The sequence below is a fragment of the Rhodococcus sp. NPDC049939 genome (assembly GCF_040656415.1).
GTDB lineage: Bacteria > Actinomycetota > Actinomycetes > Mycobacteriales > Mycobacteriaceae > Rhodococcus_F.
Genome location: NZ_JBFAMC010000002.1, coordinates 24491 through 50383, shown reverse-complemented (window position 1 = coordinate 50383; position 25893 = coordinate 24491). Strand labels below are relative to the sequence as shown.

Annotated in this window: 20 protein-coding genes; 7 read left to right on the top strand and 13 right to left on the bottom strand. The window is 64.0% G+C overall.

What is annotated here, in order from left to right:
• Nucleotides 1–19: 19 nt before the first annotated feature.
• On the bottom strand, nt 20–1693 hold the full coding sequence (locus tag AB0I57_RS09570; RefSeq protein WP_358333456.1) for an Hsp70 family protein: 1674 nt from the start codon (nt 1691–1693) through the stop codon (nt 20–22).
• Between the two features lie 241 nt (nt 1694–1934).
• Between AB0I57_RS09570 and AB0I57_RS09565 the strand changes: the two genes are divergently transcribed.
• Nucleotides 1935–2606, top strand: coding sequence for a DUF4352 domain-containing protein (locus AB0I57_RS09565; RefSeq protein ID WP_358333454.1), 672 nt, complete (start codon nt 1935–1937; stop codon nt 2604–2606).
• 69 nt (nt 2607–2675) lie between these two features.
• On the opposite strand, the gene AB0I57_RS09560 is transcribed toward AB0I57_RS09565, so the two are convergent.
• The 4 genes from AB0I57_RS09560 to AB0I57_RS09545 all read right to left on the bottom strand — a co-directional run bounded on the left by AB0I57_RS09560 (nt 2676) and on the right by AB0I57_RS09545 (nt 7955).
• Nucleotides 2676–4094: a GTPase gene (locus AB0I57_RS09560; protein WP_358333452.1), complete on the bottom strand. Its 1419-nt coding sequence runs from the start codon at nt 4092–4094 to the stop codon at nt 2676–2678.
• Nucleotides 4094–4600, bottom strand: coding sequence for a nucleotide exchange factor GrpE (grpE, locus tag AB0I57_RS09555; RefSeq protein WP_358333449.1), 507 nt, complete (start codon nt 4598–4600; stop codon nt 4094–4096). The genes AB0I57_RS09560 and grpE overlap by 1 nt, the downstream gene beginning before the upstream one ends.
• Nucleotides 4601–4604: 4 nt before the next feature.
• Nucleotides 4605–6491 (bottom strand): dynamin family protein, encoded by a 1887-nt coding sequence (locus AB0I57_RS09550; RefSeq protein WP_358333446.1) that lies wholly within the window; start codon nt 6489–6491, stop codon nt 4605–4607.
• Nucleotides 6492–6698: 207 nt separating this feature from the next.
• The gene (locus AB0I57_RS09545; protein ID WP_358333443.1) at nt 6699–7955 is read right to left on the bottom strand and encodes a hypothetical protein; all 1257 of its coding nucleotides are present in this window, start codon (nt 7953–7955) and stop codon (nt 6699–6701) included.
• Nucleotides 7956–8438: 483 nt separating this feature from the next.
• Here AB0I57_RS09545 and AB0I57_RS09540 point away from each other — a divergent pair, with 483 nt between their 5' ends.
• Nucleotides 8439–9656: a hypothetical protein gene (locus AB0I57_RS09540; RefSeq protein WP_358333441.1), complete on the top strand. Its 1218-nt coding sequence runs from the start codon at nt 8439–8441 to the stop codon at nt 9654–9656.
• A 427-nt stretch (nt 9657–10083) separates the two neighbouring features.
• Here AB0I57_RS09540 and AB0I57_RS09535 read toward each other — a convergent pair whose 3' ends face one another.
• The 3 genes from AB0I57_RS09535 to AB0I57_RS09525 form a co-directional block, all read right to left on the bottom strand.
• Nucleotides 10084–10416, bottom strand: coding sequence for a hypothetical protein (locus AB0I57_RS09535; RefSeq protein WP_358333438.1), 333 nt, complete (start codon nt 10414–10416; stop codon nt 10084–10086).
• A 343-nt stretch (nt 10417–10759) separates the two neighbouring features.
• A complete protein-coding gene (locus AB0I57_RS09530; protein WP_358333435.1) occupies nt 10760–11404 on the bottom strand; it encodes a response regulator transcription factor in 645 nt (214 codons plus the stop codon).
• Nucleotides 11392–12642 carry a sensor domain-containing protein gene (locus AB0I57_RS09525; protein ID WP_358333433.1) on the bottom strand — a complete coding sequence of 417 codons (1251 nt, stop codon included), beginning with the start codon at nt 12640–12642 and terminating at the stop codon, nt 11392–11394. Before AB0I57_RS09525 ends, AB0I57_RS09530 begins: the two co-directional genes overlap by 13 nt.
• Nucleotides 12643–12850: 208 nt before the next feature.
• Between AB0I57_RS09525 and AB0I57_RS09520 the strand changes: the two genes are divergently transcribed.
• Entirely contained in the window at nt 12851–13222 is a 372-nt protein-coding gene (locus AB0I57_RS09520) for a DUF4352 domain-containing protein (protein ID WP_358334853.1), read from the top strand.
• Between the two features lie 43 nt (nt 13223–13265).
• Here the strand turns inward: AB0I57_RS09520 and AB0I57_RS09515 are convergent, their stop codons facing one another.
• From AB0I57_RS09515 to AB0I57_RS09505, 3 genes are all read right to left on the bottom strand, one after another.
• A complete protein-coding gene (locus AB0I57_RS09515; RefSeq protein WP_358333430.1) occupies nt 13266–13808 on the bottom strand; it encodes a CAP domain-containing protein in 543 nt (180 codons plus the stop codon).
• A gap of 73 nt (nt 13809–13881) precedes the next feature.
• A complete protein-coding gene (locus tag AB0I57_RS09510) occupies nt 13882–14229 on the bottom strand; it encodes a cupin domain-containing protein (protein WP_358333427.1) in 348 nt (115 codons plus the stop codon).
• 38 nt (nt 14230–14267) lie between these two features.
• The gene (locus AB0I57_RS09505) at nt 14268–15692 is read right to left on the bottom strand and encodes an FAD-binding oxidoreductase (protein ID WP_358333424.1); all 1425 of its coding nucleotides are present in this window, start codon (nt 15690–15692) and stop codon (nt 14268–14270) included.
• A 109-nt stretch (nt 15693–15801) separates the two neighbouring features.
• Between AB0I57_RS09505 and AB0I57_RS09500 the strand changes: the two genes are divergently transcribed.
• Nucleotides 15802–17274: a PucR family transcriptional regulator ligand-binding domain-containing protein gene (locus tag AB0I57_RS09500; RefSeq protein ID WP_358333421.1), complete on the top strand. Its 1473-nt coding sequence runs from the start codon at nt 15802–15804 to the stop codon at nt 17272–17274.
• Between the two features lie 77 nt (nt 17275–17351).
• Here the strand turns inward: AB0I57_RS09500 and AB0I57_RS09495 are convergent, their stop codons facing one another.
• Nucleotides 17352–18794 (bottom strand): amino acid permease, encoded by a 1443-nt coding sequence (locus AB0I57_RS09495; RefSeq protein ID WP_358334851.1) that lies wholly within the window; start codon nt 18792–18794, stop codon nt 17352–17354.
• Between the two features lie 852 nt (nt 18795–19646).
• Between AB0I57_RS09495 and AB0I57_RS09490 the strand changes: the two genes are divergently transcribed.
• From AB0I57_RS09490 to AB0I57_RS09480, 3 genes are all read left to right on the top strand, one after another.
• Nucleotides 19647–21119: an MFS transporter gene (locus tag AB0I57_RS09490; RefSeq protein ID WP_358333418.1), complete on the top strand. Its 1473-nt coding sequence runs from the start codon at nt 19647–19649 to the stop codon at nt 21117–21119.
• 147 nt (nt 21120–21266) lie between these two features.
• Nucleotides 21267–22037 (top strand): ABC transporter ATP-binding protein, encoded by a 771-nt coding sequence (locus AB0I57_RS09485; protein ID WP_358333415.1) that lies wholly within the window; start codon nt 21267–21269, stop codon nt 22035–22037.
• Nucleotides 22038–22039: 2 nt separating this feature from the next.
• Nucleotides 22040–24547 (top strand): FtsX-like permease family protein, encoded by a 2508-nt coding sequence (locus AB0I57_RS09480; protein WP_358333412.1) that lies wholly within the window; start codon nt 22040–22042, stop codon nt 24545–24547.
• 197 nt (nt 24548–24744) lie between these two features.
• Here the strand turns inward: AB0I57_RS09480 and AB0I57_RS09475 are convergent, their stop codons facing one another.
• A complete protein-coding gene (locus AB0I57_RS09475) occupies nt 24745–25548 on the bottom strand; it encodes a hypothetical protein (RefSeq protein ID WP_358333410.1) in 804 nt (267 codons plus the stop codon).
• Nucleotides 25549–25893: the final 345 nt, after the last annotated feature.

The window sequence follows — 25893 nt, the reverse complement described above, 5'->3', positions numbered from 1 at the left end:
GTGCACACGATCATTGGTCTCATTGGTCGGTGATGCCGCAAATCTTCCATCCGCCGTCCTCGCGGGTGTAGGAGAATATGTGAGTCGACGTGATCGGCTCGGTTCCGGACAGGGTTTGGGTCACTCGTACGCGGGCATTGGCCGTGTCGCCGTGGGTAGCGACGGAGATGATCTCGTCGATCGCCAACTTCTCCCCGGGATCGGGCACCACCTGGTTCGGGGTGACCTGTTTCTCCGCGCACCGGAAGGAGTTGACGACATCTGCTCCGGCACCGGGCACCTCCCGGGCGTAGGCGGCAGTGAGCTCCCGGATCGCCTTTTCATCGGCGGCCGGATCAGCGCTCGCCGCCAGCCCGGGTACCGTATCGGAACCGGCAGCCGCGGCCGGTGACCCTCCTGTCACGGCGTCGGCGTCACCGGAGAATACGGTCTGGTTCAACACCAGCCCGCCACCGGCAACGAGTATGACGGCGGCTACTGCGATGCCCGCCCACACCTTCTTCCGGCCGGAGAGTTCGGTGGGTCGGGGCTCTGCAGCGACGGGCGGCGACCAGGCCGGGGAGGTGTGATCGTTCACGGTCGGTGCGGTGTCGACCGCGCCGACCGTGGCCGCCGTGAGGGCGCCGCGGGCGACGACCGTCTTCGGATCGTCGACCGTGATGACCGATGCGATAGGCGAAAGACGTTGGTACACAAGCTGGATGCGGGAGCACCCACCCGTCAGATAGACGGTGTGCAGGTCGGATCCGCGTACACCGGCATCGCCCAGTACCTGCTCGAACAGGCCCACACCACGGGTGATCATCTCGTCGATCAGTGAATGAAAGACGTTGCGGGTGAGTTCGATGTTCTGGTGATGTCCGGCACCGGTGACGGTGATCGTCGCAGTTGGCTCCGTCGAGAGCAGTTCCTTGGCACGGCGGATCGAGTCGTCGAGATGCCGCAGGTCGCCGGCGGGAGACGTTTCCCGGAGGTGGGTCAGCAGCTGAGGGTTCTCACTGGCGAGCCGTATGTCCACCCATCCGCGGATCGCTGCATCGAAGGCGATACCACCGAGTGCGTGATCGCGCCGGGCGGCAAGAACATTGAACCTACCGTAGCCGTCCGCCTCGAGGACGGTGACATCCAGGGTTCCTGCTCCCAGGTCGAACACGCCAACCCGTGTGCCGGCCGCAATGTCCGCAGGTACGCAGTGGTGTGCGGTGGCGCGCGGTTCGGAGATCGTCCGGATCGAGTTTGGGGTGAACCCGAGGGCCGTGGCGGCGTCATGGAGCACCCGGACCTCGTCGGCTGCCCAGTCCTCGGGGTGGGTGAGGATCAACTGGCTGGGCAGTTCCGTCCGCCCCGGCTGTGCCTGTGCCGCGCGCGCAGTAGTGGCACGGTTGACCGCCTCACCGAGGACCGCGGTGACAAGACGAACCGGTTCGACGTCGTAGCCGTTGATCGACACCGCGTGCAGCCCCACTGAACGTTTGGGGGTCGGTGTCCAGCCGCTCGGGTTGCGCTCGGCCGCGTCGACTGCAGTCTGGCCGGCGGTGATGGCGTTCGGAGATTCGACGAACACCGCCGACGACATGGCCGGGCCATCGCTGGAGAGTCGCACGGTCGACGCTGACGGCGAACCCGACTCCATTGCCGCGGCCGCAGTATCCGCCGTGCCGAAATCAAGTCCCAACAGCCACGACGTAGACATCGCCCGCTCCCCCCCCAGATCCGTCCAGCACAGTCGAGGTCCACACCCCGATGACGCGAACCGCGTCGCATCATTCCACCCTGTCGAACATTCACCGAATCCAGGGCGGGCGGCTACAGATCGGACTGTCGAGATTTCTTTCCGGGAACATTCTTGTACGCCGACGACTCCAACGATCCAGTACAGAAGAACGGCGCCGTACCCTGCTCACGGCGGCACCAGCACAAGTGAGGACCCGGCCATGACGTCTCCGAACCCCTACTCCCCGCAGCACCACTCGTCGTACGGCGAAGCTCCCTCGATGGAGGGGCAGCCCACGGCCCACCACGGATACAGCCAACACCCCCAACCGGTGAAGAGCACTCGCACAGGCCTGTATCTCGGCCTCGGTGCCTTCGTGGTCCTCACTGTCCTGCTGGGCCTGAGGATCACCGGGGGCTTCGACTTCTTCGGTGACAGTATCCAGGTCACCCAAAATGGTTCACCCGCACCCTCCGACGTCGATTTCACCGGGAGACAAGCGGACGACATCGGGGCCCCGATCGGTGCCACCGTCGAACGCGGCGGCGTCTCCATCACCGTCGGGCCAATCGAAACTCGCACCGGTGGGTACAGGGACTCCGAGCAATTCCTCTGCGCCGAAATCACGGTGACAAACGACGGCGACGAGTCGGTGCGGGTACCGAGCAGCCTAGATTTCCAGTTGCAGGACCCTGCAGGGTTCGGTCGTAGTTCCTCATTCGGTTCCGGCATCGAGGAACTCGAATCCGGCCAAATCGCCGCCGGCGGTTCCCCAGTCTCCGGGCCTGTGTGTTTCGACGACCCCGAACAGTCCGGCGAGTACGTCGTCCTCGGTAACCATCTCTTCGGCTACCTCAACAAGAACCGAATCGGCTGGGTCACCGAGCGGTAGACAACCGGCACATCGCCCAGACCCAGGCACCGCGTCGTTGGTCGCGGGCGTGTCAGGCCGAGTGCAGTGTCAGTGACTCATGTCGTTGTAGGTACGGATGAGGGTGACCAAGGCGTCGTCTTCGGCGGCGGTCATCGTCGACAGTGCCTGCCCGTGCGCCCAGGACAGTTTCGTACGGGCCTCGGCCTGACACTGATGCGGAGGAGTGTCCGCTGGCAGCCCGAGTTTCTCAGCCATGGTTCCGCCTTGGAGGAGCCGGCGCAGTTCGGTGGTGACGGGCGAACGTGGGTCGGCTTCGAGCATGCTGCGCAGTGCCCCGAACAGAACGACCTGTCGCATGGCAGGGTCGTCACGGACCTGGTCGACGATGGTGCGAATCTGATCGCGTGAAGGGTGACTGTAGGCGAGGTTCTCGAGTTCGAGGAGGATCCGCTGGGCGCGGTGCACGGAGGCGAATTCGGCCAACGAGGTGTGCAGGATCTGGCGCAGAGGGCGTATGCCGGAGTTGTCGGCGAGCCACTCATTCAGTGCCGCAGCACCGCGGCCCGCGATCTGGCGCCCGTGGATGATGCCGTATTCGCCGAGCAGGTCGACGAGCCGGTCCCGCTGCCCGGTGGTGAGCCGGCGGGTGTCCTCGGATTCGAGGAGATCGATCAGGTCGAACGGGGCGAAGCCGGCGAGTTCGGTGAGGGTGCGGGCATCGGCCTCGGTCAGGGCACCGGTGTGGCTGGTTTCTGCCATCAGACCGGATATTGGGACAACGGTCATCACGGTGTCCGCCAGCCGTGCGGCGAGGGTGCGGGCGTGCTGGTGCGCGTACTCGATCGGATCACGTTGCCCGAGTGCGCCTTCCGCGAAGCCATCGGCGCGGGAGAGGACCCCGAGGGTGTTCAGTGGGGTGAACCCGAGTTCTTTGAGGAAGGCGACTTCGTCGGCACGGGGCGTGGAATCGAAGAGGAATACCGCGGCGTCGGCGTCGACGGATGCGGTTCGGGTCTGTTCGTAACCGTCGATCAACACCCGCCGCGTGGCGGACTCGTTCTCGGCGGTCAGGGTTGCCAGGCCGGGAGTGTCGATCAGGGTGAAGTCGCGGATCGCCGCCGATGGGAGGTAGCGGTGGAGGTAGGCGATGTCGGTGGCGGGCACACCGAGGTCGGCGGGCTGACCGCGAACCAGGTCGATGGGACGGCGGGTGCCGTCGAGGCCGACCACTTCGGCCCGTGACGGGGCGCCGTCTTGGTAAACGGCGACGAGACGGGTGGCCTCGAGTGCTGCGGTTTCGGCGACGGGTGCACCGATCAGGGCGTTGACGAGTGTGGATTTTCCGGCCTTGAGGCGCCCGACGATGACCACGCGCGGCGGTGACCACAGGATCGCACCGATCCGGTTGGCGTGGGCGACCAGATCTCCGCCGAGCCCGGCGAGGGCGTGCAGGCTCCGGTCGAGACTCGCGCGGACTGGGTCGAGAGGTGTTGTGGGCGTGGACATCACACCTCCGTTTTGATGGTCTTCGGCGCAGCGTAAACGGCCACCTCGGCGTACCGGAGGACGGTGTTTCCAGTGATCCAGCCGGGCCGCAATTGCCGGGCGATGGTATCGGTGTCACCGGGAGCCCCGGCGGTGGAGGTATCGACGGCGCGATGCAGGGCGGGGTCGAATCCGGCGCCGGCGCGGGCATCGATGAGGCAGACTCCGGCGCGGGCGAGGTCTTCGGTGATCTGCGTGCGCAACGAAGCGGCCTCGGTGAGGTCGTGTAGAGAGATCAGCGCCTGCACGAGTTGCTTCTCGAGCTGACCGCCCGACATCCGGGTGTCCGGGGCGGCTGACGTCGGCTCAGCGGGTGGTTTGGTGTCGACCTCGGTGCCCTGTGGCGGAGTGGCGGGCGGGAGAACTGTGGCGGGTGCGGGCCGGGGTGCATTGAGTGTGCGCAGGGCCCACCCGGCTGCCAGTCCGAGGAGCAGGCAGATCAACCCCACCGCGAGAACAAGTTCCATCTGGTTACTCCCCCTGAGATGATGTGAGCCGCGTGATGATGTTCTCGATTTCCGCGCTGCGTGCGGTGACCACACGTTGATTGTTGTTGAGCCGCTTGATGTTCTTCTCCCGTGTGGCCGAATCCTGGCGCGCGGTTTCCTTTGCGTCGGTGATCTGCTTCTGCAGCTCTTCCATGCGGGTGCGCAGGTGCTCGCGGTAGCGGATCACGATCTCCGGGCGGCTGAGTGCGGTGGCGCTCTCGAGAAGCCGGGCCGTTGTCGTCTTGGTGGTGCCGATGGTCTCCCGAAGCCAGGTCAGAAGATTCGCCTTCCCCGACCGCATCGCACGAAAGCCCAGGTTGACACCGACCCATACAGCACCCACCACCACCCCGACGCCGACGATGCTCGATACCCCGATCAGACCGCCGAGCATCGACGATCCCATGACCCCCATGGTCAGCATGGACGGGTCGAGCAAGCCTTGCCGCTTGGTGCCGACCTGTGCCGTTTCGATCCGCCGGTCCGAGATGGTCGCCATGATCTGCTGGTAGATCTCGTTCCACACGACTTCGGAGTCGAAGCGGGGGTTGACGATCACGGTGTACAGCTGCTCGAAGAACAGATCCATCGACGCCGCCATCGCTCGGTGCAGGTCGGTTTCCATCTCTGCGGTGAACTTCTGCGGGTTGCGGCGCAGCACCTCCATCCCGCTCTTGTTGACCCGGTTCGTCCACTTGGTGCGGATCTCGTCGAGGCCTCGATCGAGTTCGTCGACGGCCTTCTGCCGGATCAGAGTCAGATCCCGCTGAAGGTACTGCTCCCACTGTTGGGAATGGTCCTTGAGTGATTGCAGCTTCTCGAGTTCCGCGGTCAGATCCGGGACGGCGTTTTCGCCGTTCTCGACAGCGGCGAGTTCGGTGCCGATCTTGTCGAGTATCTTCCGCATCCCACCGAGCGCGGTTCGCAATCCATCCACCGCGGGCAGGTGCTCGGCCATGTCGAGGCGCCCGAGGATTTCGGCCCGCAGTGCGGTGATCCCCGACGCCTGCTCGGCCCGCTCCCGCTCTTGACCCGGTGGCATCTCGGCGGCGGCCACGGCCCGCAGGCTCGACACTCCGACCACGGGGACGCTGCGTTGTAGGTGTTTGCGCAGCAGCTTCCGGTTCTCCTCGACGATCGGTTCCCACCGTCGCAGGTTCTTGTCCGTCTTTGTCACCGCGAGCACCACCGAGTCCACGGCGGCCGCGGCGTCGTTGATGAACGCCATCTCCGGTGCAGTCAAGGGAGTGGTGGCATCGCACACGACGACGAGCACGCAGGCTTGCTGTGCTGAATGCACTGCCAACTGGGCGTAGGAGGGGTCGAGGCCACCGATGCCGGGGGTGTCGATCACGGTGACATCGCCGAGTGCACCGGGCTCGACCGGAACGATCGCCCGGGTCGGGAGGGTCTCAACGCGGGCATCACGGACATGCCGGCCGTCGACGGTGACCCAGTCGGACAACTCGTGGTGGGGAATCCGCTCGGACTTGCCTGGGAAGAGGAGCTCAGCGGTCCCGGCAGGATGCTCGGGGGTGGCGGCCGCGAAACTGATTGTCGTGGAAGTGGTGACATCGACCCCGACCGGGGAGGCGTCTCGCTGCCCGACCAACGCATTGACCAGAGAACTCTTACCGCGTTTGACCTCACCAACCACCACGACCGTTCGGGTCTGCTGGGTGCGGGAGGCCTTCTGTTCGGCGAGATCGGCGGTCGCGTCGAACCCATACGGGCGCAGGATCTTCGACGCAGCCTCTAGCGCCGCCCTGGCCTGTGCTTCCGGGGTTCCGGTAGGGCGTGCCGGTGCGGGTGAGGCAGCGGCTGGGGCCGGTGTGGGTGCGCTCTGTGCAAGCTGGGCAGTGCCTTCCATGGATCTCCCCTGGGTAGTGACTTCACACCCCGCCGAGTTCGGTGCGGACGCGAAGAAACCGGTCATCGCCGCGTAGACATTAGCGGGCGACCACACCGCCACCGACACCGCGTTACGGCATTGATCGAGTATGGCGAAACCGCTGATTGCAGGTGTCGGGTGATGAGTGGCGGGGGTTGACGTGTCGTCGACCCCCGCCGGTGTCAGCTATCGAGCGTCGCCGAGGATCATGTACTGGGCGGCGGCGAGTTGATGGGCTTCAGTGGCATCGTTCTGGCTGGAAGCGATCGCGACGAACGGTCCGCGTGTCAGAACGCACTCGATGTAGTCACCACTGACTTCTTCGCTGAGGTAGCACGGCACCTCCGGCAGCCCGGCGGGTGAATCGGTAACCGTATACCCATCTGTCTTGTACTCGTCGAGGGTCAATGCCGCGAGCGTCTTCGCATCATCGTTACTGGCAGTGCGCATCACGGTGGTGCGATCGAGTGCCGCCGCGACGAAGTTGGCCTCCGCCAATTCTTCGATGTTGTTCGTGCTGCCGGCGCTCTCGTGCTCATAGCCGCGCGCGCCGAGGACCATGACGTCGGGCTGCGGGTACTTCGTGTCCTCAGGTTCGGGGATCGTGTATCGGAGCAGCCCGGTGGGGTCGGCGGGAAGCTCGTCGATCTTGTCGAGTGGTGTGGGTTCGAACTGGTCGATCAGCGGTTCTTGCACGGCGAGAGCGTTTGCGACGGCTTTCGCATTCCACTCGGCGTGTTCGGCGGGAGCATCCGCCTGGGTGGAGATCACGTAGTTTCCGTGCACCGTGATCGCCTGGAGCGTGTCCTTGAGTACGCCGAATTCCTCCTCCGATCGGTGAACGACGAGAGAGTTCGGCATCACGCTGATCTGGCCGATTTCGCCCGGGCCGACTGGCTCGTAAGGCTCGAGCATCGCGGCGTGCATCGCCTGCGCGCCAGCGGTCGCCGCGGCGGCATCGGTGAACCGGAACACCCCGTGGCTGACGGTACGCATGTCCGGGTTGACGATCTCGGGGCCACCGTCGGGGTCGGGAATCATGGTGGTCACGTTCCCGGAGGTGGTGTACCCGGCGACCAGACCCTTCTCGGCGACCGCGCGTGCACCGTCATCGGAGATGTACATGGCCTCGGTGAGCGAGGTATCGGTGCCGTCGAGTGCTGTGACGAAGTTCTGCTCGACCAGCGATGCGTCGATCTCTGCCGGCAGGGACACGTACTGGGCCATCCGGATCCCCTCTACCTTCCGGCCCTCCGTCTCGTCGGCGACCGGGCCCGATTCGGGTTGTGCTGTAGTGGGGAACGCGCCGGGGTCGAGTTGAGGTGCATCCATGCCGCTACCGCCGGTGGGGTCGGATGAACCTTCGGCTGATCCGCATCCTGCCAGGGTCATCGCCATGGCGATGGCCGTAGCCGCGTAGATCGGTCGGTGAAGCTTTTTCATGGTCTACCTTTCCTGCATCGTGTGGCACTGTGCACGGCAGCGGTAGTCGAACGATGGCTGCGTGCCCGTGACCGGGTAGATGCCGCCGAGGCGGGGAATCGTCTTCGGTTCGATGCGCCCCAGCGCAGGAATGTTCCGCACCTTTGATGTGACCTGGCTAACAATCTCACTGACAACAAGCATCCGATTCTTCAGTGTCGAACTCCAATCCTCACTGTCCCTTGACGTTCAGGAACTGGCGCAGTTCATGCAGGACGTGACTTGGCCGGATGCGTTTTCCATCACCACGTCGATCGTCTTGTAGGCCGCGGGGATCTCGTCGATCTACGCCTTGCCGTGGCGGTACTCCATGCCGTCACAGATGATCCTGACAAGTCACACCGGGAACTTTCTACGCTCCGGGGGCATCGAACCGGGGACGACATATTTACCAGCGACACACCGCTGCCGTGCGGTGACACTCGCAGGAAAGGAAATACGCAGGTGAGAACGACCAAAGTTGTGCGCGCGGCCGCCGGTGCAGTTGCCGCCGGGATCCTGCTGGCGGGATGCGGCGATCAGGAAGCCGACGCTACCGGAGGCGACGTTGCACCCTCTACTGCAGGCGCGGGCAGCGCTGCGCTGGACACCGGAGACTTCCCGACGATTCCGCAGCCCCCATACGGCACCGCCGACTCGGCCAAGGCCGCCGCGATCGAAAGCCAACGGCTCGCCGAGTTCGTCATCTTACCGTTCGAGGTCGACCCTGAGCTGACTGAGTCGTTCGGCTCCTCGCGTCCGTTGAGCACCGGCAAGGATCTCGAGTCCACCTTCTCCGATGAAGCGGCCGCCATCATGGGTGAAGCACTGGTCGCCGGCTACAAGACCTCCGCGAAGACGCCGGATGGGGAGCGGGAGTTTTCCCAGATGGTCCTGCGCCTCACCGACGCCGCGGCGGCGGCCTCGGCCGCCGAACGGGTCCACACCAGTCTGATAACCCCCGACGCCGACGGGGACAACACCCGTATGGAGGAGAAGATCGCAATTCTGCCGAACACTTATGTGTCAAGCAGGGAGTCGACTGACTGGAGGACTGAGCAACCTGTTGTGTCCGTACAGGGTTTCACCGCACACGGCAACTACCTGTTGTTCTCCTCGGCGTGGGTGCCGGTCGCAGAAAAGGATGCCACCGCGCGGACGATCGCGCAGGCCCTCGAACTACAAGAACCGTTGATCGACCGGTTCCCCGCAACGCCGGTCGAGCAGATCGAGGACATCAAGATCGACCAGGACGATGTACTGATCTACACCGTGCCACGCGACGGAGGATCCCTGGCCGACAAGGAGATGGCGGTCTACGGTGCGCGCGGTTTCGCGCAACTCGCGAACGACCAGGTCACTGACGCCTCCCGCCTCTACACGCTACTCAACGACACCAACACCGACCGCATCGCCGTATACGACTCGACCGTCTACCGATCCGGATCACCCGAGTCGGCACAGAAACTCGTAGAAGGACTCGTTGCCGCCAATCTCGATCAAGGCTGGACGAAGGCCGCGTCCCCGATCGGCCTACCCGAGGCGCAATGCACGACGAATGGCGGGAGCAATGCCTGCTGGGTGGCCAACGGCCGGTACGTGGGCCAGTCCACATCTGGCCCCAAAGAGCAGATCGACCAGCGGATCTCCGCGCAGTACCTGATCCTGAACAACGCCAAATAAGTTCGGGGTCTACTACTGTGGCACTCCATCCGCATGGGCGGGTGGAGTGCCACAGCTCCTATGCATGAGTGTGTCGACACAAAGACCGGGCCGACAGGCACCACGACTACCATGTCGCGTGACTCCGCGAACGCCTATTCGGAACGGCGACGCAGGGCATCGACGGAGGTTGCGTGGGGCCCGTTCCAGAAAACGCTCAGCGATGCTCGTCAATACGTTTGCATGATGCGAAATGGTCGCTGCTGTAGAGACTTTCTTGGCGGCAACGGCGTCGACCATTCGCTGTACCGCGGCTACGAAGGTGTCTCGTGTCACGGGTGTGCGGCTATGAGACCGCGGTTGCGGACAAGGTAGCGCCATCATCCGCGTAGTTCGGGTGCCTGCTCAGAACGGTGCTACACCTCGGTCGAGGTTCCGTCTATCCCAACTACTGATGCGTAGCCTGACGCACGAATTCCGTATGCGCGTGGCAAACGATGACAGCCGAGCCATCTGGAGCAACCTTGGCGCCGCCGACCATGTCGGCTAACGGGCCTCCGTTCAAATCTGCGAACTGGTTCAGTTTCAGTGCGAAGAACAACGGAACAAGTGATCCGACAAACACGAACGACATTCCCACTCCACCCCGGATTCCCTGCAAGGCAAGCAGAATGGGGACAATTCCCATGATGAGGGCGGTAACGAACATGACCAGCGCCGCTGTGTTCCAACGTTTCTTCAGTTTGATACAGCGAGCGCATGAAGGCCAATCCAATCCCACGGTGTACACGGTCGTCGGGGCTCGGAGCGTGTCCTCGAGCAAGCTTGGTGTCGCAATGAGATTTCGCCGCCACACCGGAAGTGCATGCTTGGGCTTCGTTGGCATGGAGACGAGCGTCCTAGGCTTTCGTTCGACTTCGGGTTCACCGTGTCGTGCGCACACCGGCGGCACCGGATGCGCGAGCGCAAGCATCTGGTCGCCCATCTTGTTCGCTAGCCACGAGTCCGAGTCGAGTCCCCGTTGCTTCACCTCTAGCCGAACGTCCCTCCGCCCCCCGGATTCCACGGGATGGAGTATTGCATGTCCGCCATGATGGGTGCTGCTGCTCGAGGAGCTTCCCGACTCAGGACCGTAAGTAGGCGAGGACAGCGAGCACCCGCCTGTGTCCGCTGTCGGAGGCAGACAGGCCCAGTTTCGCGAAGATGTTCCCGATGTGCTTGCTCACCGCTGTGTCGGTGACTACCAGTTTGCGGGCGATATCGCCGTTACCGAGGCCCTCGGCCATGAGCTCGAGCACCTCGGATTCCCGTGGGGTGAGCGTCCGGATGGGATCGTCGGCGCGGCGTCGGCTCATCAACTGAGAGACCACTTCGGGATCCATCACGGTTCCCCCGTCGACGACCCGCCGTAGCGCGTCGACGAACTCCTCGACTTTGCCGACCCGCTCTTTGAGGAGGTAGCCGACACCGCCTGCGCCGCCCGCCAGCAGTTCGCCCGCGTATCGGTCTTCGACGTAGGCCGACAGCACCAAGACTGGAAAGCTTGGACGCCGGCGACGGGCCTCGATGGCAGCTTTCAAGCCCTCGTTCGTGAACGTCGGCGGCATCCGGACATCCAGCACGGCGCCGTCGGGCGGATCCGTCTCGAACGAGTCGAGGAACTTCTCGGCATCGCCGACTGCTGCCGTCACCTCGACCCCGACGCTGCCGAGCAGGAGCGCGAGTCCCTCCCGCAACAGCGCGTCGTCTTCTGCGATCAGTATCCGCACGGCAGCTCCACCTCGAGTCGTGTCGGCCCGCCGAGCGGGCTGGTGATCTTCATACTTCCCTCGAATGCTGCAACGCGACGACGGATCCCTGCCAACCCGCTGCCCGCAGTTTCGACCGCCCCACCCATGCCGTTGTCGACGACCTCGATCACCAACAACGCCCCCCGGTCGTCGTCACGGGTTTCGATGGTCACGTCTGCGCGCTCAGCGCCGCTGTGCTTGGTGACGTTGGTCAGCGCCTCGGCGACGACGAAGTAGGCGGCGGACTCGACTGCTGCCGGTGCACGACGTAACCGCGCCACGTCAAGCACGCACGGTACCGCGCAGCGGCCTGCCAGGGCTGAGACAGCACCACCGAGTCCGAGCTCGTCGAGCACCGGCGGATAGATATCGTGAACGAGGGTCCGGAGTTCCGATAGTGCATCCGAAGCGGCGTCCTGGGCCCGGAGTAGTTGCGGAAGAGCCTGTTCGGGATCGATTCGCAAGGAGCGCTCGGCTAGACCGAGCATCATCACGACGGCCACCAGCCTGTTCTGGGCTCCATCATGGAGGTCGCGTTCGATGCGCCGCAACTCCGCCGCATGCGCGTCGAGTGCTGCAGCCCGGCTTGCGGTCAAGGCCGAGACCCGTTCGGACAGTTCGAGTTCCCGCCGTGGCGCGAGGAGTCCCACCGCGAGTGTCGCTACCCCGCGCGCTGTGAGCGGGATCAGCCACCAGCCGATGGCTGCGTACCCGATCCCGACGAGCGGCATCAGCGCTGCCCCCCACCACGACGTGACGGGATAGATGCTGCCGACCGGGATGTCTGCAGGAAACGCCCACCAGTAGAAGGGGATGGCCATCGAGTTGAGCGCCGCCAATGGCAGGCAGACCACCGTCAACCCGGCAACAGGTACTGCAACCGCGTGAATCATCAACCACGTGAAGTCGCGCCGGGTCGACGCCGCGATCAAGAGTCTGGGCAGGTCGTCGAGACCGGGGTGTTGCGGAATCGGCGGATACCGGGAGACGATGTCGGTGCCGGTGAAACGCCCGGCGCGGCTCCTAGCCTGTCCCGCCCACCACCGCAGCACCCGGACGTACGCGGGTACCGCGAGCCAGCCCACGATGAGGATGAGCAATGACCCGATGACGAGCCCAACCATGAACAAGCAGAAGGATACGAAGCCGAAGACGGATTCGACTGCGAGGAAACGGATGGCGCGCAAGCGCACCGCTACCCGTTCGTTTTGATCCATCGCTCGAGCATGCCGTATCGGGTCGGGCTGTGTCGGTATAGCTGACTACACCATCGCGCGCGGTTCTTCATTCTCGTAGGTCGACCAGCTGAGAAAACGCGGCCGGTCAACCGGCCTACCGAGCCGAAATCGATCTTCGTGGGAACTCATCTAGGCTGTGGAGCGTCTGAAATGATCAGATGGCAACTCGGACGACACCGGTGTTCCGATTGGTGCCACGGTTGAACGCGGCGGCGTCGCGATTACCGCCGCCCCACTCGAAATCCAGGCCGGTGGCTACGCCGACACCGAACAATTCCTCTGCACCAGAGTGACGTTGACAAACGATAGCGACGAGTCCGTGCGAGTACCGAGCATCTTCAGGTTCCATCTACAGGACCCGGCAGGGCGCGGTAGTACTTCCGAATACCTTTCCAGCGTCGAAGATCTCGAATACGACGAGCTCGCCCCTGGCGGTTCCCCGGTCTCCGGCTCGGTGTGCTTCGATGACCCCGGACAGTCCGGGGAGTACGTCGTGCTCGGTGAAGGGCTCTTCGGCTTCTCGGATACCACACGAATCGGCTGGGTCACCGAACGGTGACGAGTGGCCCACCGAAAGCTGTGATCACCCGCACCTTGCCGGTTCAGTAGGCAGCAAAATTCTGAGTGGCGTAGTGGTCGTACCGGCCGTCACGCCCGGACGAAGTGGCAAAGCCGACTCCGATGTGAGTGAGATTCCTATCGAGGATGTTGGCGCGGTGACCGGGGCTCCGCATCCACCGAGCAACAAGATCGAAGCCAGATTCGGGATCCCATCCGGCGATGATGTTCTCCGCCGCAGCGGTCCATCCGGGCCGTAGGTCGTCGTCGGAAGATGAGTTGTGGACGAATTTTCCGGTTCTGGCCATCACCTCGGACCAACCCTGCGCAGTCCGGGTGAGGCCGGAGTCGACGATGAGCGGCCGAAGTCCGCGGGAGGTGCGTTCTGCATTGGTGGCTGAGATGATCTCTTGGACAACCGTGGTATCCGTCGAATCGGAGGGTCCGGTTCCAGCCGATCCGGAAACCAGCAGGTCGAACGGAGACGAGGCGGCGGTCGCCGTGGCGGTGCCGGCGGACAATGCGACGGAACAGGTCACAGCGAGGGTCGCTATGACGCGCCTGGATGCAACAACTGAAAGCGACATGGGGCTACATGATAGAACCCAGCGGACTTCCCGGGACCACCTGGGACGCCCGTCCTTGCCGATGAGAGCGGTGCTAGAAGATGCTGTACGCCTTGCGTAGGGTCTCGGTGACGTCCCAGCGTCCGGACCAGCCAACAGGAAGAACTACGAAGTCGCCGGCTGCGATGTCGACCTTGGTGCCCGTTTCTTCGTCCGTCAGCGTGGCCTTGCCGGAGATGATGTAGCAGGTCTCGGTGTCGGGGCGGTCGATCACCGGCCAGCCGCCCGGCTCGCATTCCCAGATTCCGATCTGGGCGTCGGTGCTGCCGTCGACCGACAGGGTGCGCAGCTGCGGGTCTCCGCTGTCGGCGCCGGGCCTTTGGCCTGCGGGGGTCAACTCCCCACGAACGATGCTGCTGGGTAGGTGGATCAGTGTGGCCATGGTGATCGTTCTCCTTGATATTTCGTTGTTCGGAATTGTCAGTGGGCGCCGGTGAGCTTTTCGATCAACGCCGATACTTTGGACGGCTTGCCGGTCACGCGCTCTTCGAGATCGGCGGTTGCGGCCGCACGCAGGCCCGCGTTGACTTCGATCCAGCGGAATGGTTCAACTTCCCACTTCTTGGAGCGGTGGTTGACCACCGGGAGCGAGTTCAGCGCGTCGTGTTTGCCGAGGATCAGGTTGCGTAGGATGCGGCCTGCGAGGTTGCTGGTCGCGACCCCGTCGCCGACATACGGCCCGGCCCAAGCCATCTTGTTGCGTTTGTCGTAGCCAACTGATGGGAACCAGTCGCGGGGAACGCCGAGCGGGCCGCCCCAGCGGTGGGTGATCGGCACGTCCCGTAGCGCCGGGAAGAACTCGTGCATCGTGGTGATGATCTTCTGGTGAATCTTCTCGTCGACATCGAAGGACGGGTCGACTTTCGACCTGAAGTGGTACGGCGCCCCTCGGCCACCGAACACCAATCGGCCGTCGCTGGTCGGGTGCGCGTAGATTCGCAGATTACGCAGGTCGTTGAACGCGGTGCGTCCGCATAGGCCCAGCTCCGCGCGCAGCTCCGGAGGTAGTGGTGCGGTGGCGACGACGAGCGAGTAGAGCGGCGCGATATTTCGTCGGTAGGCTGCGAATTCGGGTGTGAACGCCTCCGTCGCGCGGATCACGACCGAGGCGGTGACCGAACCGCGCTTTGTTCGCACGATCCCGTTGTCGATCTCGTCGACCGCAGTGTCCTCGTATATGACTCCGCCGTGGTTCTCGACCCACGTCGCCAGGCCGCAGACCAGTTTGTCGGGGTGCAGAAGCGCGCAGTGCTCGGTGTAGATTCCCCCGAACACGCCCGCGGCGTTGATCTTGTCGCGGGCCGCACCGGCGTCGAGGAGCTGCCACTGGCCAGGGATGCCGAACCTCTCGGCGCCGGCAACCGTGGCTTGCGCCCGTGCCCACTGCGCTTGGCTTCGTGCGAGCGAGACGAAACCCTCTCGGGCGTAATCGCATTCGATGTTCTCGTCGCTGACGACTCGCCCGATCTCGGCGACGGTCTCGTTCATCGCGGCTTGCAGAGCGAGTGCCGACGGATGTGAATACAGCTGTTCGACGCGGCCAAGGGATACCGGGAAGATCGAGGACGCCCATCCCCCGTTGCGACCGGAGGCGCCGAATCCAGCGAATTCACGTTCGAGGAGAACGACTTTCAGCGACGGGTCGGCCTGTAGTAGATAGTAGGCGGCCCACAGTCCGGTGAATCCGGCGCCCACGATTGCGACGTCGGCACTGGTATCGCACGGCAGTGCCGGTCTCCGGGGTGCTACTAGACGGTCTTCACGCCACAGGGGCACAGCGTCCGGGGGTGGTTCTGCACCGTTCCCCTGATGGGCGTTTCCGACCACTATTGAGCCTCCGGTCATCGTTAGTGCGTGACATCCAGTCTGTGGGCGGAGTGCGAACTCGAACATTCTCTCGATTGACAGACATTCAGGGCGGCGACTGTACATTTGTATGAGGAGGTGTGACCTGGTGATCTCCGTCAATCAACTCGCCGCGATCCCATCACTCGGGTTGCGGTTTCTTGCCGGTGCGAGCGGTGGGGGGCGGCTGGTCACGTGGGCGCATTCGTGCGACCTGCGTGATCCGTGGATGTGGTGCGAACGGGGAGACGTGGTCATGACCACCGGTGGCGGACTCCCGAAGGATCCACCCGAACAGGCCGAATGGATCGGCTATCTGATCGACAGCCAGGTAAGCGCACTGGTGATTGCGCCCAGACCCGGCGCACCTGATGTCACTGCGGAGTTGCTCGATGTCGCGGACAGACGCGGATTCCCGGTGCTGTCGGCGAGCTTCGATCTGCATTTCGTCACGCTTGCTCGCACCGTGATCGAAAGCGCCGTCGAATCCGAACGCCAGCGCTTGGCCACCATCACCCGACTCTACGACGTGTACTGGCAGGCGCTGCACGCCCGTGGTTCCTTCGCCGACCGGATTTCCGCGCTAGAGGGCACAACTGGGTGGGCACTCGAGGTGCGCGACCGTGGCGCCGGAGGTGAGGTGATGTTCGCCGGCCGCCTCGCCTCGGACCAGCGCAGCAATCGTGTGGATACCGCTGTCGATCCGGTGCAAATCCCCATCCCCGGTACCGGAGACGTTGTGCTGTCGGCCGCCCCGGGCCGACTACCGGTCAACGACCGCGCGTTGCTCCAACATCTCGGAGGGTTGATCGCGCTCGAGCTCGAACACGATGCCGCCCAACGTGACTGGTTCCGTAACTCCGGACAGGACATGCTCGCCAGCTTGTTGGACGAGGTCGTCACCCTGGCCGCGGCCTGGCCGGCGCTGCGCCACCGTGGGATGACGAACTCCCTGGTCATTGCCTGCTGGAGTTCAAGCGACGGTGGCGCGCTGAATCACGAGACGATTCACAGACAGGTGTTTCTGCAGAAATACTGGCCGCTGCTCCTGCCTCGGTCTGCAATGTTGATCGGGTTGGTGCCCCGTGATCTGGAACTGCTCGAGGCCATGGCCGCGAAACTTGCCTTGGACTGCGCGGTCGGGGTGAGCACCACTCTGACGGCGAATTCCAACGTCGCCGAAGCCGCCCGACAGGCACAACTCGCGGTGGCCCGCGCCCACGAGCAAGGCAAGACGATGAACGTCTATGGCGAAGACTACGACGATGTCGGATTCCTGCCTTCCAGCCTGGAAGCTACCCGCAGACAAGTGCGCGACGTCCTCGGACCTCTGGTCGTTCACGACAGGACCAGTGAGGGCGAATTGGTCAACTCCGTCAAGGTGTTCCTCCGCAACGATGGTGCCTGGAAGCAGAGTGCCGACGAGTTGAAGATCCACCGGCAGACCCTCGTCTACCGACTTCGCCGCGTCGAAGAACTCACCGGGTTGAAGCCGACCTCCACCGAGGGGTCCGCGATGCTCTGGCTCGCTCTTTCCAGCGCTGAGCGTTCCAAGCTGACCCTCGAGGAACTGGTCGATTGACGACGCTGGTGGGACCAGTCGAAAAGACTTGCCACACCAGCGTTCTCATCTAACGTGCTCGAACACCGGGGTCTGGCTCAGGAACTGATACTCTCCCGGGTAAGCCCCGACGACCCGTCCGGTCCGGGCTCGTTCATCGCAGGCGTGGAACCGGACTGTGGGGGTCGGATCATCTTCCGGATCAGGTAGATGATGGTCAAGGCCACCCACACGGCGATGCCCTGAAACAACTCGATCCGGTTGCCCTCTCGTAATCCCATGCTCACCAGGACCGTGACGATGGACGCGGTGACCAGAAGGGGAAGGCCCGGATACAGCCACATCCGGAACTTCAGCATGCCCGGGTTCTCCTTTTCCCAACGGCGGCGAAGACGCAGTTCGGAAATGCAGATCATGAAGTAGACGAACATGAAGACCGCACCGGACGCGTTGATCAGGAACAGGAACACCGTGTCCGGGAACAGGGCTGCTAGAACAACGCAGCCGTAGCCGACCACCGTGCATGACAGGATGCCCTTGACCGGCACCCCGCGTCGGTTCGTCTCGGTCATCCAGGCCGGTGCATCGCCGCGCCCGCCCATGACGAACAGCAGCCGGGATGAGGTGTAGAGGCCGGAGTTGAGCACCGAGAGCACTGCCACCAGGATGACGAGGTTCAGCAGGTCCGCCGTGCCCGGCACACCGATCCGATCCAGCGCGGCCACGAATGGGGATTCGCCCGGAATCACCGAGTTCCAAGGCACGATCACCGCAATCAGGAACGTCGAGATGACGAAGAAGGTGAGGATACGGAAGACGACGGTATTCACTGCGCGGCGGATCGCCTTTGCCGGTTCCGAAGATTCGGCGGCGGCGATGGTGACGACTTCGACTCCGGTCATCGAGAAGATGACCACGACCACCCCGGTGAACAATGTGGCCAATCCACTGGGCGCTAGCCCGCCGTGTTCGGTGAGATTGGAGAAGTCCATCGTGGCCCCGGGCCAGAGCCCGAAGACGAACAGCGTCCCGACGACGATGAAGGCGATGATCGCGAAGATCTTGATGCTCGCGAACCAGTACTCGGCTTCACCGAACGAACCGACCGACAGCATGTTGATTGCGGTCATGATGATCATCAGCGCGAGCGCGATCACCCAGACGGGAATCGATGGAATCCACCTGTTGATCATCTGGCCGCCGACCACGGCTTCGAAGCCGACGACGATGACCCAGAAATACCAGTAGAGCCACCCGGTCGAGAACCCTGCCCAGTTACCCCACGCCATCCGCGCGTAGTCGGTGAATGATCCAGAGCACGGCTTGGCCGCAGCCATTTCCCCGAGCATTCGCATCACCAGGAATACGATCAGTCCGGTAATGCCGTAGGTGACGAACGAAAGTGGCCCGGCCTGGTTGATGATCGCGCTCGATCCGACGAAGAGTCCGGCACCGATCACCCCACCGAGGGAGAGCATCGTCAGGTGCCGGTGTTTGAGGCCGGGTTTGAGTTGATGAGATCCGTCCGAGACCGCACCCATGGTATTTCCCTTCATCAGACGCCCGCCTCGGTTGGCTGATGCGGGGCAGGATCGAACTTGTGATGGGAGTCACCATGCTCGCGAGGGTGGAAGCCCACCATGCGACAACGCAACAACGTCACGGGCGAGTCTTCATACATTTTGATGAAAGGTCGAGTGAATCCCGCTGCGTAGACACGAATGTTGACCAGGCTCCGAACCCGCTGAGATTCTCCTGTTCATCCTGCTTTTTCCGTTCGTGATCATCGGCGTCATCGTCTTGTTCGGGTACCTGCGAGCGATGGTGTTCTACACATACCCGGACCTCGAGGCACGGCGGAAGCGGCGCCAGTGCACTTGCGGCCGCGCCGGCCGTGATCTCTGCCGGTACCGGATGGACCAGCACTGATTGAAACGGTGACCTTGGGAAGGCCTACGGGCAAGGGTACGTGCCGATCGTCTAGTTGCCCACTTTCCAGAACGCCCGTGCACAGCACCAGGACGGTCCCGGGTTCGGACTGTTCTACCTGCGCATGTGGAGTCGGGACGCCGTATTCGCAAACGTGGCATCGCAATCGCTGGCGAACAATATTCGGCAACAACCGATTTCGATCAGGAGGCAAGTGTGTTGCCGAGGGTCTCCGGTCGTTCGGGTGCGTCGGCACCGACTGCGGTCGACCGGTCGCCTTCCTGTCTCGCACAGGATCGGGCCGTATTGGCCATTGAGGCAGTATTGGTTCTGTCGCATACTTCATGGAGCGTTGCGGCCTCGAGTGGTCCGACCATCACCATCGAGGACGCGGTAATGATCCACGAGCGCGGAGTTGGTCTTTCGGCCCCTGACGCGACTAGTTCCCGAATGGCGGCGTCCGAATGACGAAGCTCGGTGCAGCGGGTGGGGGCGAACCCGTACCATCTCGCGCTGTGCGCATCGGCGCTCTCACCGCAGCGCTGCTCGCCGCTTGCATCGCCTTTCAGCTCAATGCGAGCATGCTCAGCCCGGCGCTCGTCACGATGGCCAGGGAACTGAGCACCGACGAGGCGACCATCGGCCTCTCGCAAACGTTGTTCTTCACGGTCGCTGCGCTCTTCTCCCTATTTCTCCCCAGGCTCTCCGACATCATCGGTCGGCGCCGAGTTCTGACGGGGATGCTGGTCGTGATGCTCATCGGTAGTGTCGTGGCCGCGCTCGCGGTCAATGTCGGCATGCTTTTCGCCGGACGCATCATTCAGGGCGTCAGCGGACCAGTTGTCCCGATTTGTCTTCTGATGCTTCGCTCCGAGATCGCCGATCCGCGCCGCTACGGTGCCGCGTTCGGGCTGCTCACCGCGGTCAACGGCGGCATTGCCGGTATCGATGCCGTCGCAGGCGGCGTTCTTGCCACGTCGTTCGGATTTCGGTCGATCTTCTGGGTGATTGCGGTCGTGACCGCGGTTGCCATCGTGCTCGTCGCAGTATGGGGTGTCGAGTCGCGCCCGTCCTCGAGGGTTCGGATGGACTGGTGGGGGGTTTTGCCGCTTGTCGTGTCCATCGGTGCGCTGCTCATGGTGATCGACGAAGCCGGCAAGCTGGCCGCGGCGAACTGGGTGGGCGTCGGCATCGGGCTCATGGTGTCGGTTGTGTCGTTCGGGATGTTCTGGGTTCTCGAGCAGCGGATCACGGAGCCGCTTGTGCCGACCCACCTTCTTCGTCGCCGTGCGACGTGGGCGGTCCTTCTCACCACGTTGCTTACGTTGACTGGGGTCTTCGCGGTCGTGAACGGCCTTGTCGTTTCGATCGCGCAGAACCACGACGCGGGCTTTGGAATGAGGGCGGACCTCGCGTCTGTTGTGTTCCTGACTCCGTATGCCCTCATCGGATGGCTGGTGGGTCCCTTCGCGGGACGGCTCGCGCCAGTCTTCGGCTACCGACGGGTCCTTCGCATCGGGCTGGTCGGGAGCATCATCGCGATCGTGTTCATGGCCCTCGTCGGCGTGCATTCTCTGCCGGTGCTCGTCGTGACGACGATACTGATTGGTATCTGCTACGCCGGCATCGCGAACATCATGCTCAATGGACTCGGCGTCGTCCTCTCACCGCCAGAGAATCCCGGCATCCTGCCCGGGCTGAATGCTGGGGCTTTCAACCTTGGTGCGGGCCTGAGCTTCGCGGCACTGCCGGCACTCCAAGTCGCACTCGCTTCCGGTGGCGACGGCTCGGGCAGCAGCACAGCCGGCTACAGCGCGGCCATATTGCTCGGAGCGGCGTTCACGGCGTCAGCGCTGGTGGTCTCATTCTTCATTCCGAAGCCGTCATCGGCCGAAATCTCCGTGCCCGAATTGGTTGAGCCGGGGGCAACTCGGTAGGGCAGTTGCCCCCGCATGAGCCTTTGCCTTGGTCCATCGGTCGAGCATGCCGAATCGGCCGGGCCGTGTCGGTATAGCTGACTACACCCTCGATTGGGTACTTGGCAGGATGTTTCGTGCCGGTCGGGGCCAATAGCGTTTCGGACCGTGTCCTCCTTCACCTCCACTCCACCGATCATGCAGAGTCCGCCGATGTCGGCGCTCCAGCTCAGCGACGTCAGTAAGACTTACGGCTCAGGGCGCAGTCGGGTCACCGCACTCGACAACGTCACCCTCGCGCTGGTCCGAGGCAGCTTCACAGCAATCATGGGCTCGTCGGGCTCCGGAAAGAGCACCTTTCTGCACTGCGCTGCAGGCTTGGACCAGCCGACGCGTGGCTCCGTGTGGCTGGGCGATACCGAGATCAGCGCATTGAATCACAAGGCCCGCACGGTGTTCCGACGCGATCATGTGGGGTTCGTGTTCCAGGCCTACAACCTCATGGCGGCACTGACGGTCGAGCAGAACGTAACCCTCCCGCTGCTGCTCGCGGGGCGGGCCACCGACCGTGGTCGTCTCGAGCACGTCCTCGACGCCGTCGGGCTCGCCGACAAGAGAGACCACCGTCCGGCTGAGATTTCGGGTGGTCAGCAACAGCGTGTGGCGATCGCGCGGGCGCTCATCACCGAGCCGCATGCGGTGTTCGCCGACGAGCCCACCGGCGCACTCGACAGTCATACCGGGTACAAGATTCTCGACCTCCTGCGCCGCACCGCCACCGACCTAGGGCAGACGGTCGTGATGGTCACCCACGATCCGCTCGCGGCCGCACACGCCGATCAGGTTCTGTTCCTCGAGGGCGGACGCCTCGTCGGCCGCATGGATTCCCCCACCGCGGCCGCCGTCGCAGAACACACGACCCATCTCAGGGGGTGGTGAGCGTGCGCGGACCTCGTCTACGCAGCCTCGCGCACGCAAACATCCGTCAACGACGGGGAGGCTTCGCGGCGGTGTTCGTGGCGGTGTTTTGCGCCGCCGTGCTCACCTGTTCCCTGGGCATACTGTTCGAATCGGGGATCCGTGGCGGTATCACCCCGCACCGCTACGCGGGGGCAGACGTCGTGGTCGGTGCGGCGCAGGCGCTCGACATCCGCGAGGACTTCGACCCACCGTATGTCGAGCGCGCGTTGCTGCCGGGCGCAGTCGTCGACTCGCTGGCCGATCTCCCGGGCGTTCGCGCCGCCGTTGGTGATATCGGCGTGCCGCTGGCCACCGACGCCGGAACCCTGCTCGAGGGGCACGGTTGGGCATCAGCGGCCCTCGCTCCGTACCGGCTCACGTCCGGGCGGGCGCCGACGGCATCAACCGAGGTCGTTGTCACCGGAGAAGGCAGACTCGGGGACCGGATTACATTGCGGCACGGTGGGATTGGTAGCGAATACACTGTGGTCGGAGTCGCTGCGGCACCTTCGCCCGAGCGGTCCGACCGCCCAGGGACCGTCTTCTTGTCCGACGTGCACGTTCGTGAGCTGTGGCCGCACGGTGACCGGGTTGCCGCGGTGGGGCTGGTCCCCGACGTCGGATTCGACGCGCGATCCTTGGCCGCTCGGGCGCGCGATACGCTCGCCGGCGTCGACGTTCGTACCTACACGGGCGATGCCCGCGGTAACGCGGAATTTCTCGACGCGGGCGTATCCCGCAGCGAATTGATGATGCTGTCCGGATCGTTCGCTGGGTTGGCGGTGTTGATTGCCATGTTCGTCGTCGCCAGCACACTGTCGCTGTCAATTCAGCAGCGCCGACGCGAGTTTGCGTTGTTACGGGCGGTGGGCGCTACTCCCGGCCAGATCCACCGCCTGATCGGCGGCGAGGTACTGGTGGTCGCGGGCGCCGCCGCGCTTGTGGGTGTGGGTCCCGGATACCTACTCGCACATTTCCTGCGCGCCCAGTTCGCCGAGGCCGGAGTTCTCTCGTCGGATTTCGGGCTTGCTTACAGCCCGCTACCCGCTGTGGTTGCAGTACTAATCGCTGTGGCCACCGCCCGGATCGCCGCAGCGATTGCGGCCAGGCGTCCGGCTCGACTCGATCCCACCGAGGCACTACGTGAGTCCGCCGTCGAGCCCGAGTCGATCGGCCGCAGGCGACTGCGCACTGGTCTCGTGATCGGTGTCGTCGGCCTCGCCACGTCGCTGATGCCGGTGGTGCTGCCCGGGCAGGCAGCTCTAGCAAGCGCGGGATCATCCGCGATGATGCTGATAATTTCCGTGGCACTCATCGGGCCGATGCTGGTCTCCGGTGCCATCCACCGCATCGGTGGTCTCCTGCGCCGCAGTTCGTCGCAGGCGCTCGTTCTCGCGGCTGCGAACTCGGGGGCCAGAGCGCGGCGTCTTGCGGCAGCGATCACACCACTTGCGCTCGCCATCGCGATCGGTTCGGTACAGCTATTCGCCCAGGACACTATCGCCACAGCAGCGGAGAACCAGACCCGCAGCGGCATCACTGCAGACCTCGTGGTCACCGCCCCATCCGGTCTGGCACCCACCCTGGTCGAGACCATCGCAACGAATCCCGCTGTCCGCGAGGCCAACCCGATCATCCACACTCAGGCCCTCCACACCACCGAGGGAGAGACGTCGTACACCGAGCCATACCCCGTGCAGGGTGTCGATCCCGCGGCGACGAGGTCGACCCTGGATCTCGACATCCGCGATGGCGACCTCGGGCACCTACGCGACGGCACTATAGCGCTCAGCACGGACGCTGCGTTCGTGATGGGTGCCGGCGTGGGCGATCCAGTGCCGATCCGACTCGGTGACGGCACACTCGTCACGCCCACGGTGGTTGCTACATACAGCCGCGGTCTCGGCTTCGGCGACGTCACGCTGCCGCTGTCGCTGGTTCGAACGCATACCACCACTGGACTGGCCGACATGCTCCTGGTGTCCACCGAACCCGGTCGGATCGATGAGGCCCGATCCGCGATCGCGGCGATGGGCGGGGTTGCGGTGTCGGATCGTGCGGAGTTCGTCGACGCAATCCGAGAGCAACGCCTCGAGCAGGCCTGGGTGGGCGTCGTTGCGATTGCCGTGCTGCTCGCATACCTCGCGGTCGCGGTGGTGAACACGCTCGTGCTCGCCACCGTCGAACGGAGGCGGGAGTTCGCGCTTCTACAGCTGGTGGGCGCGAGCACACGTCAGGTCCGCCGGATGATGGGCGCTGAGGCGACGATCGTCGTTACCGTCGCTGCGGTCATCGGCTCGGTGGTCGCTCTCCCGCCGCTCGCGGGTGTCGCGGTCGCTGTCTCGGGGTATCCGATCCCGAGCATCTCACCGGCCGTTTACGCCCTGATCCTCGGCGTCACCGTGGTGCTGGGTGCCGGCGCGATCGCGATTGCCACCCGGGCGGCGCTGAGCCGAGACCCGGTAGTCGCGGTCGGAGTCCGCGAGTAGGTGCGGCCCGTGGGGCCGCCGACGTTGGGTGGCTCGTCGAGATTCCTGGTCGAGCGCACCACCGACCACCCTGCCGTCGCGATCGGAACACGAGTCGCCCTCACCGACAAGTCCGAGGACCTGCGGTTTGAACTGATCGGCAGGATGTTCGGTGGTCACGCTACAAGAACGTCAGCCTACGGTGACGTTCGCGACTGCTACTTGGCGGTGAAGAAGAAGGGCTTACCGAAGAAGCCGGTGGACATCGTCCACAGTCCATCGGCGCCGGCGGGGACGGCTACACACATGTTGCCCTCGGCCACACCGCCTGTGTACAACTCGCCGACATCGTCGATCGAGTTGGGGATGACTCCGCAGTACCCGTCGTAGGTCCGGTTGTCCGAACCGACGAACTCGGCGGTGAGATCCAACCAGGGAGTCGCGGTGCTGTCTCCCAAGTAGGTGGCTGTGATCGGTACGATCCAGAACTCCATACCCGCCTCTGGAGCGTCGTTGAACTGATTCTCGGCTGCGATCTCGGCGCCCGCCTCACGGGGAGTGCCGAGCGTGATCTCCCAGTCTTCGTTGCTTGCCGTCTCACCAATCGGGAGCGGGTTCGCCCTGCTACCGGCGTCGGAACCGCTACCGGCGTCGGAACCGCTACCGGTGTCGGAATCGTCTGCACCGTTGTCGGTGATGGTCAGCGGGGAGTCCGCGAACAGGTCCGATTCACTGAAAGCTTCGTCGACGGCATTCGCGACCACGACGAAGAAAACCACGAAGCCGACGATGACCCCGACAATGGAGACAACCACCGCGGTGATGCTTGTGCCCTTGGCTTTTCCGGACTGAGTCAGCCCAATGATCCCGAGAATGAAGGCAACCGGGAGCAGTATCCACCCGACGATGAACGCTCCTGGGATGATCGCGAAGATGAACCCGACCACGGAGACGATCAACGCGATGAGCCCGAGCGTGTTCTTCTCTTTCGCTGGAGCCTGCGGTTCGAACGGGGGCTTCATCGGGTCACCTGTAGGTGAGGTGGCGCCACCTGCATATGGGGTGGGGCCACCTGCATATGGGGTGTTCGGCGCTTCCCCCCACTGTTGCTCCAATTTCTTAGCTCCTTCCAAGCAATCCCGAATCCGGACATTTCGGGCAACGGTTCGGACGCGGAGCACACTATCGCACCGCTGTGTGACAGCTCTCATTGACGGGCACCGGCGATCGTGGGAAGCCGTTCGCCGGATCCGGGACGACTCCGGAACGAGCTCGGTAGGAAACCGCGACGCGCACGCCGACGGGCAAGATCGGGGGCCGGCGGTGGAGCCCCTCCTGCTTGCGGGGGAAGGCATTTCGGGGGCGAT

What these genes read in the sequence shown, in the direction of transcription:
- AB0I57_RS09545 (WP_358333443.1), bottom strand. Translation starts at nt 7,955, where the DNA reads ATGAAAAAGCTTCACCGACCGATCTACGCGGCTACGGCCATCGCCATG.
- AB0I57_RS09495 (WP_358334851.1), bottom strand. Translation starts at nt 18,794, where the DNA reads ATGGGTGCGGTCTCGGACGGATCTCATCAACTCAAACCCGGCCTCAAA.
- grpE (WP_358333449.1), bottom strand. Translation starts at nt 4,600, where the DNA reads ATGGAACTTGTTCTCGCGGTGGGGTTGATCTGCCTGCTCCTCGGACTG.
- AB0I57_RS09490 (WP_358333418.1), top strand. Translation starts at nt 19,647, where the DNA reads ATGACGAAGCTCGGTGCAGCGGGTGGGGGCGAACCCGTACCATCTCGC.
- AB0I57_RS09515 (WP_358333430.1), bottom strand. Translation starts at nt 13,808, where the DNA reads ATGTCGCTTTCAGTTGTTGCATCCAGGCGCGTCATAGCGACCCTCGCT.
- AB0I57_RS09550 (WP_358333446.1), bottom strand. Translation starts at nt 6,491, where the DNA reads ATGGAAGGCACTGCCCAGCTTGCACAGAGCGCACCCACACCGGCCCCA.
- AB0I57_RS09525 (WP_358333433.1), bottom strand. Translation starts at nt 12,642, where the DNA reads ATGGATCAAAACGAACGGGTAGCGGTGCGCTTGCGCGCCATCCGTTTC.
- AB0I57_RS09570 (WP_358333456.1), bottom strand. Translation starts at nt 1,693, where the DNA reads ATGTCTACGTCGTGGCTGTTGGGACTTGATTTCGGCACGGCGGATACT.
- AB0I57_RS09505 (WP_358333424.1), bottom strand. Translation starts at nt 15,692, where the DNA reads ATGACCGGAGGCTCAATAGTGGTCGGAAACGCCCATCAGGGGAACGGT.
- AB0I57_RS09475 (WP_358333410.1), bottom strand. Translation starts at nt 25,548, where the DNA reads ATGAAGCCCCCGTTCGAACCGCAGGCTCCAGCGAAAGAGAAGAACACG.
- AB0I57_RS09560 (WP_358333452.1), bottom strand. Translation starts at nt 4,094, where the DNA reads ATGTCCACGCCCACAACACCTCTCGACCCAGTCCGCGCGAGTCTCGAC.
- AB0I57_RS09510 (WP_358333427.1), bottom strand. Translation starts at nt 14,229, where the DNA reads ATGGCCACACTGATCCACCTACCCAGCAGCATCGTTCGTGGGGAGTTG.
- AB0I57_RS09565 (WP_358333454.1), top strand. Translation starts at nt 1,935, where the DNA reads ATGACGTCTCCGAACCCCTACTCCCCGCAGCACCACTCGTCGTACGGC.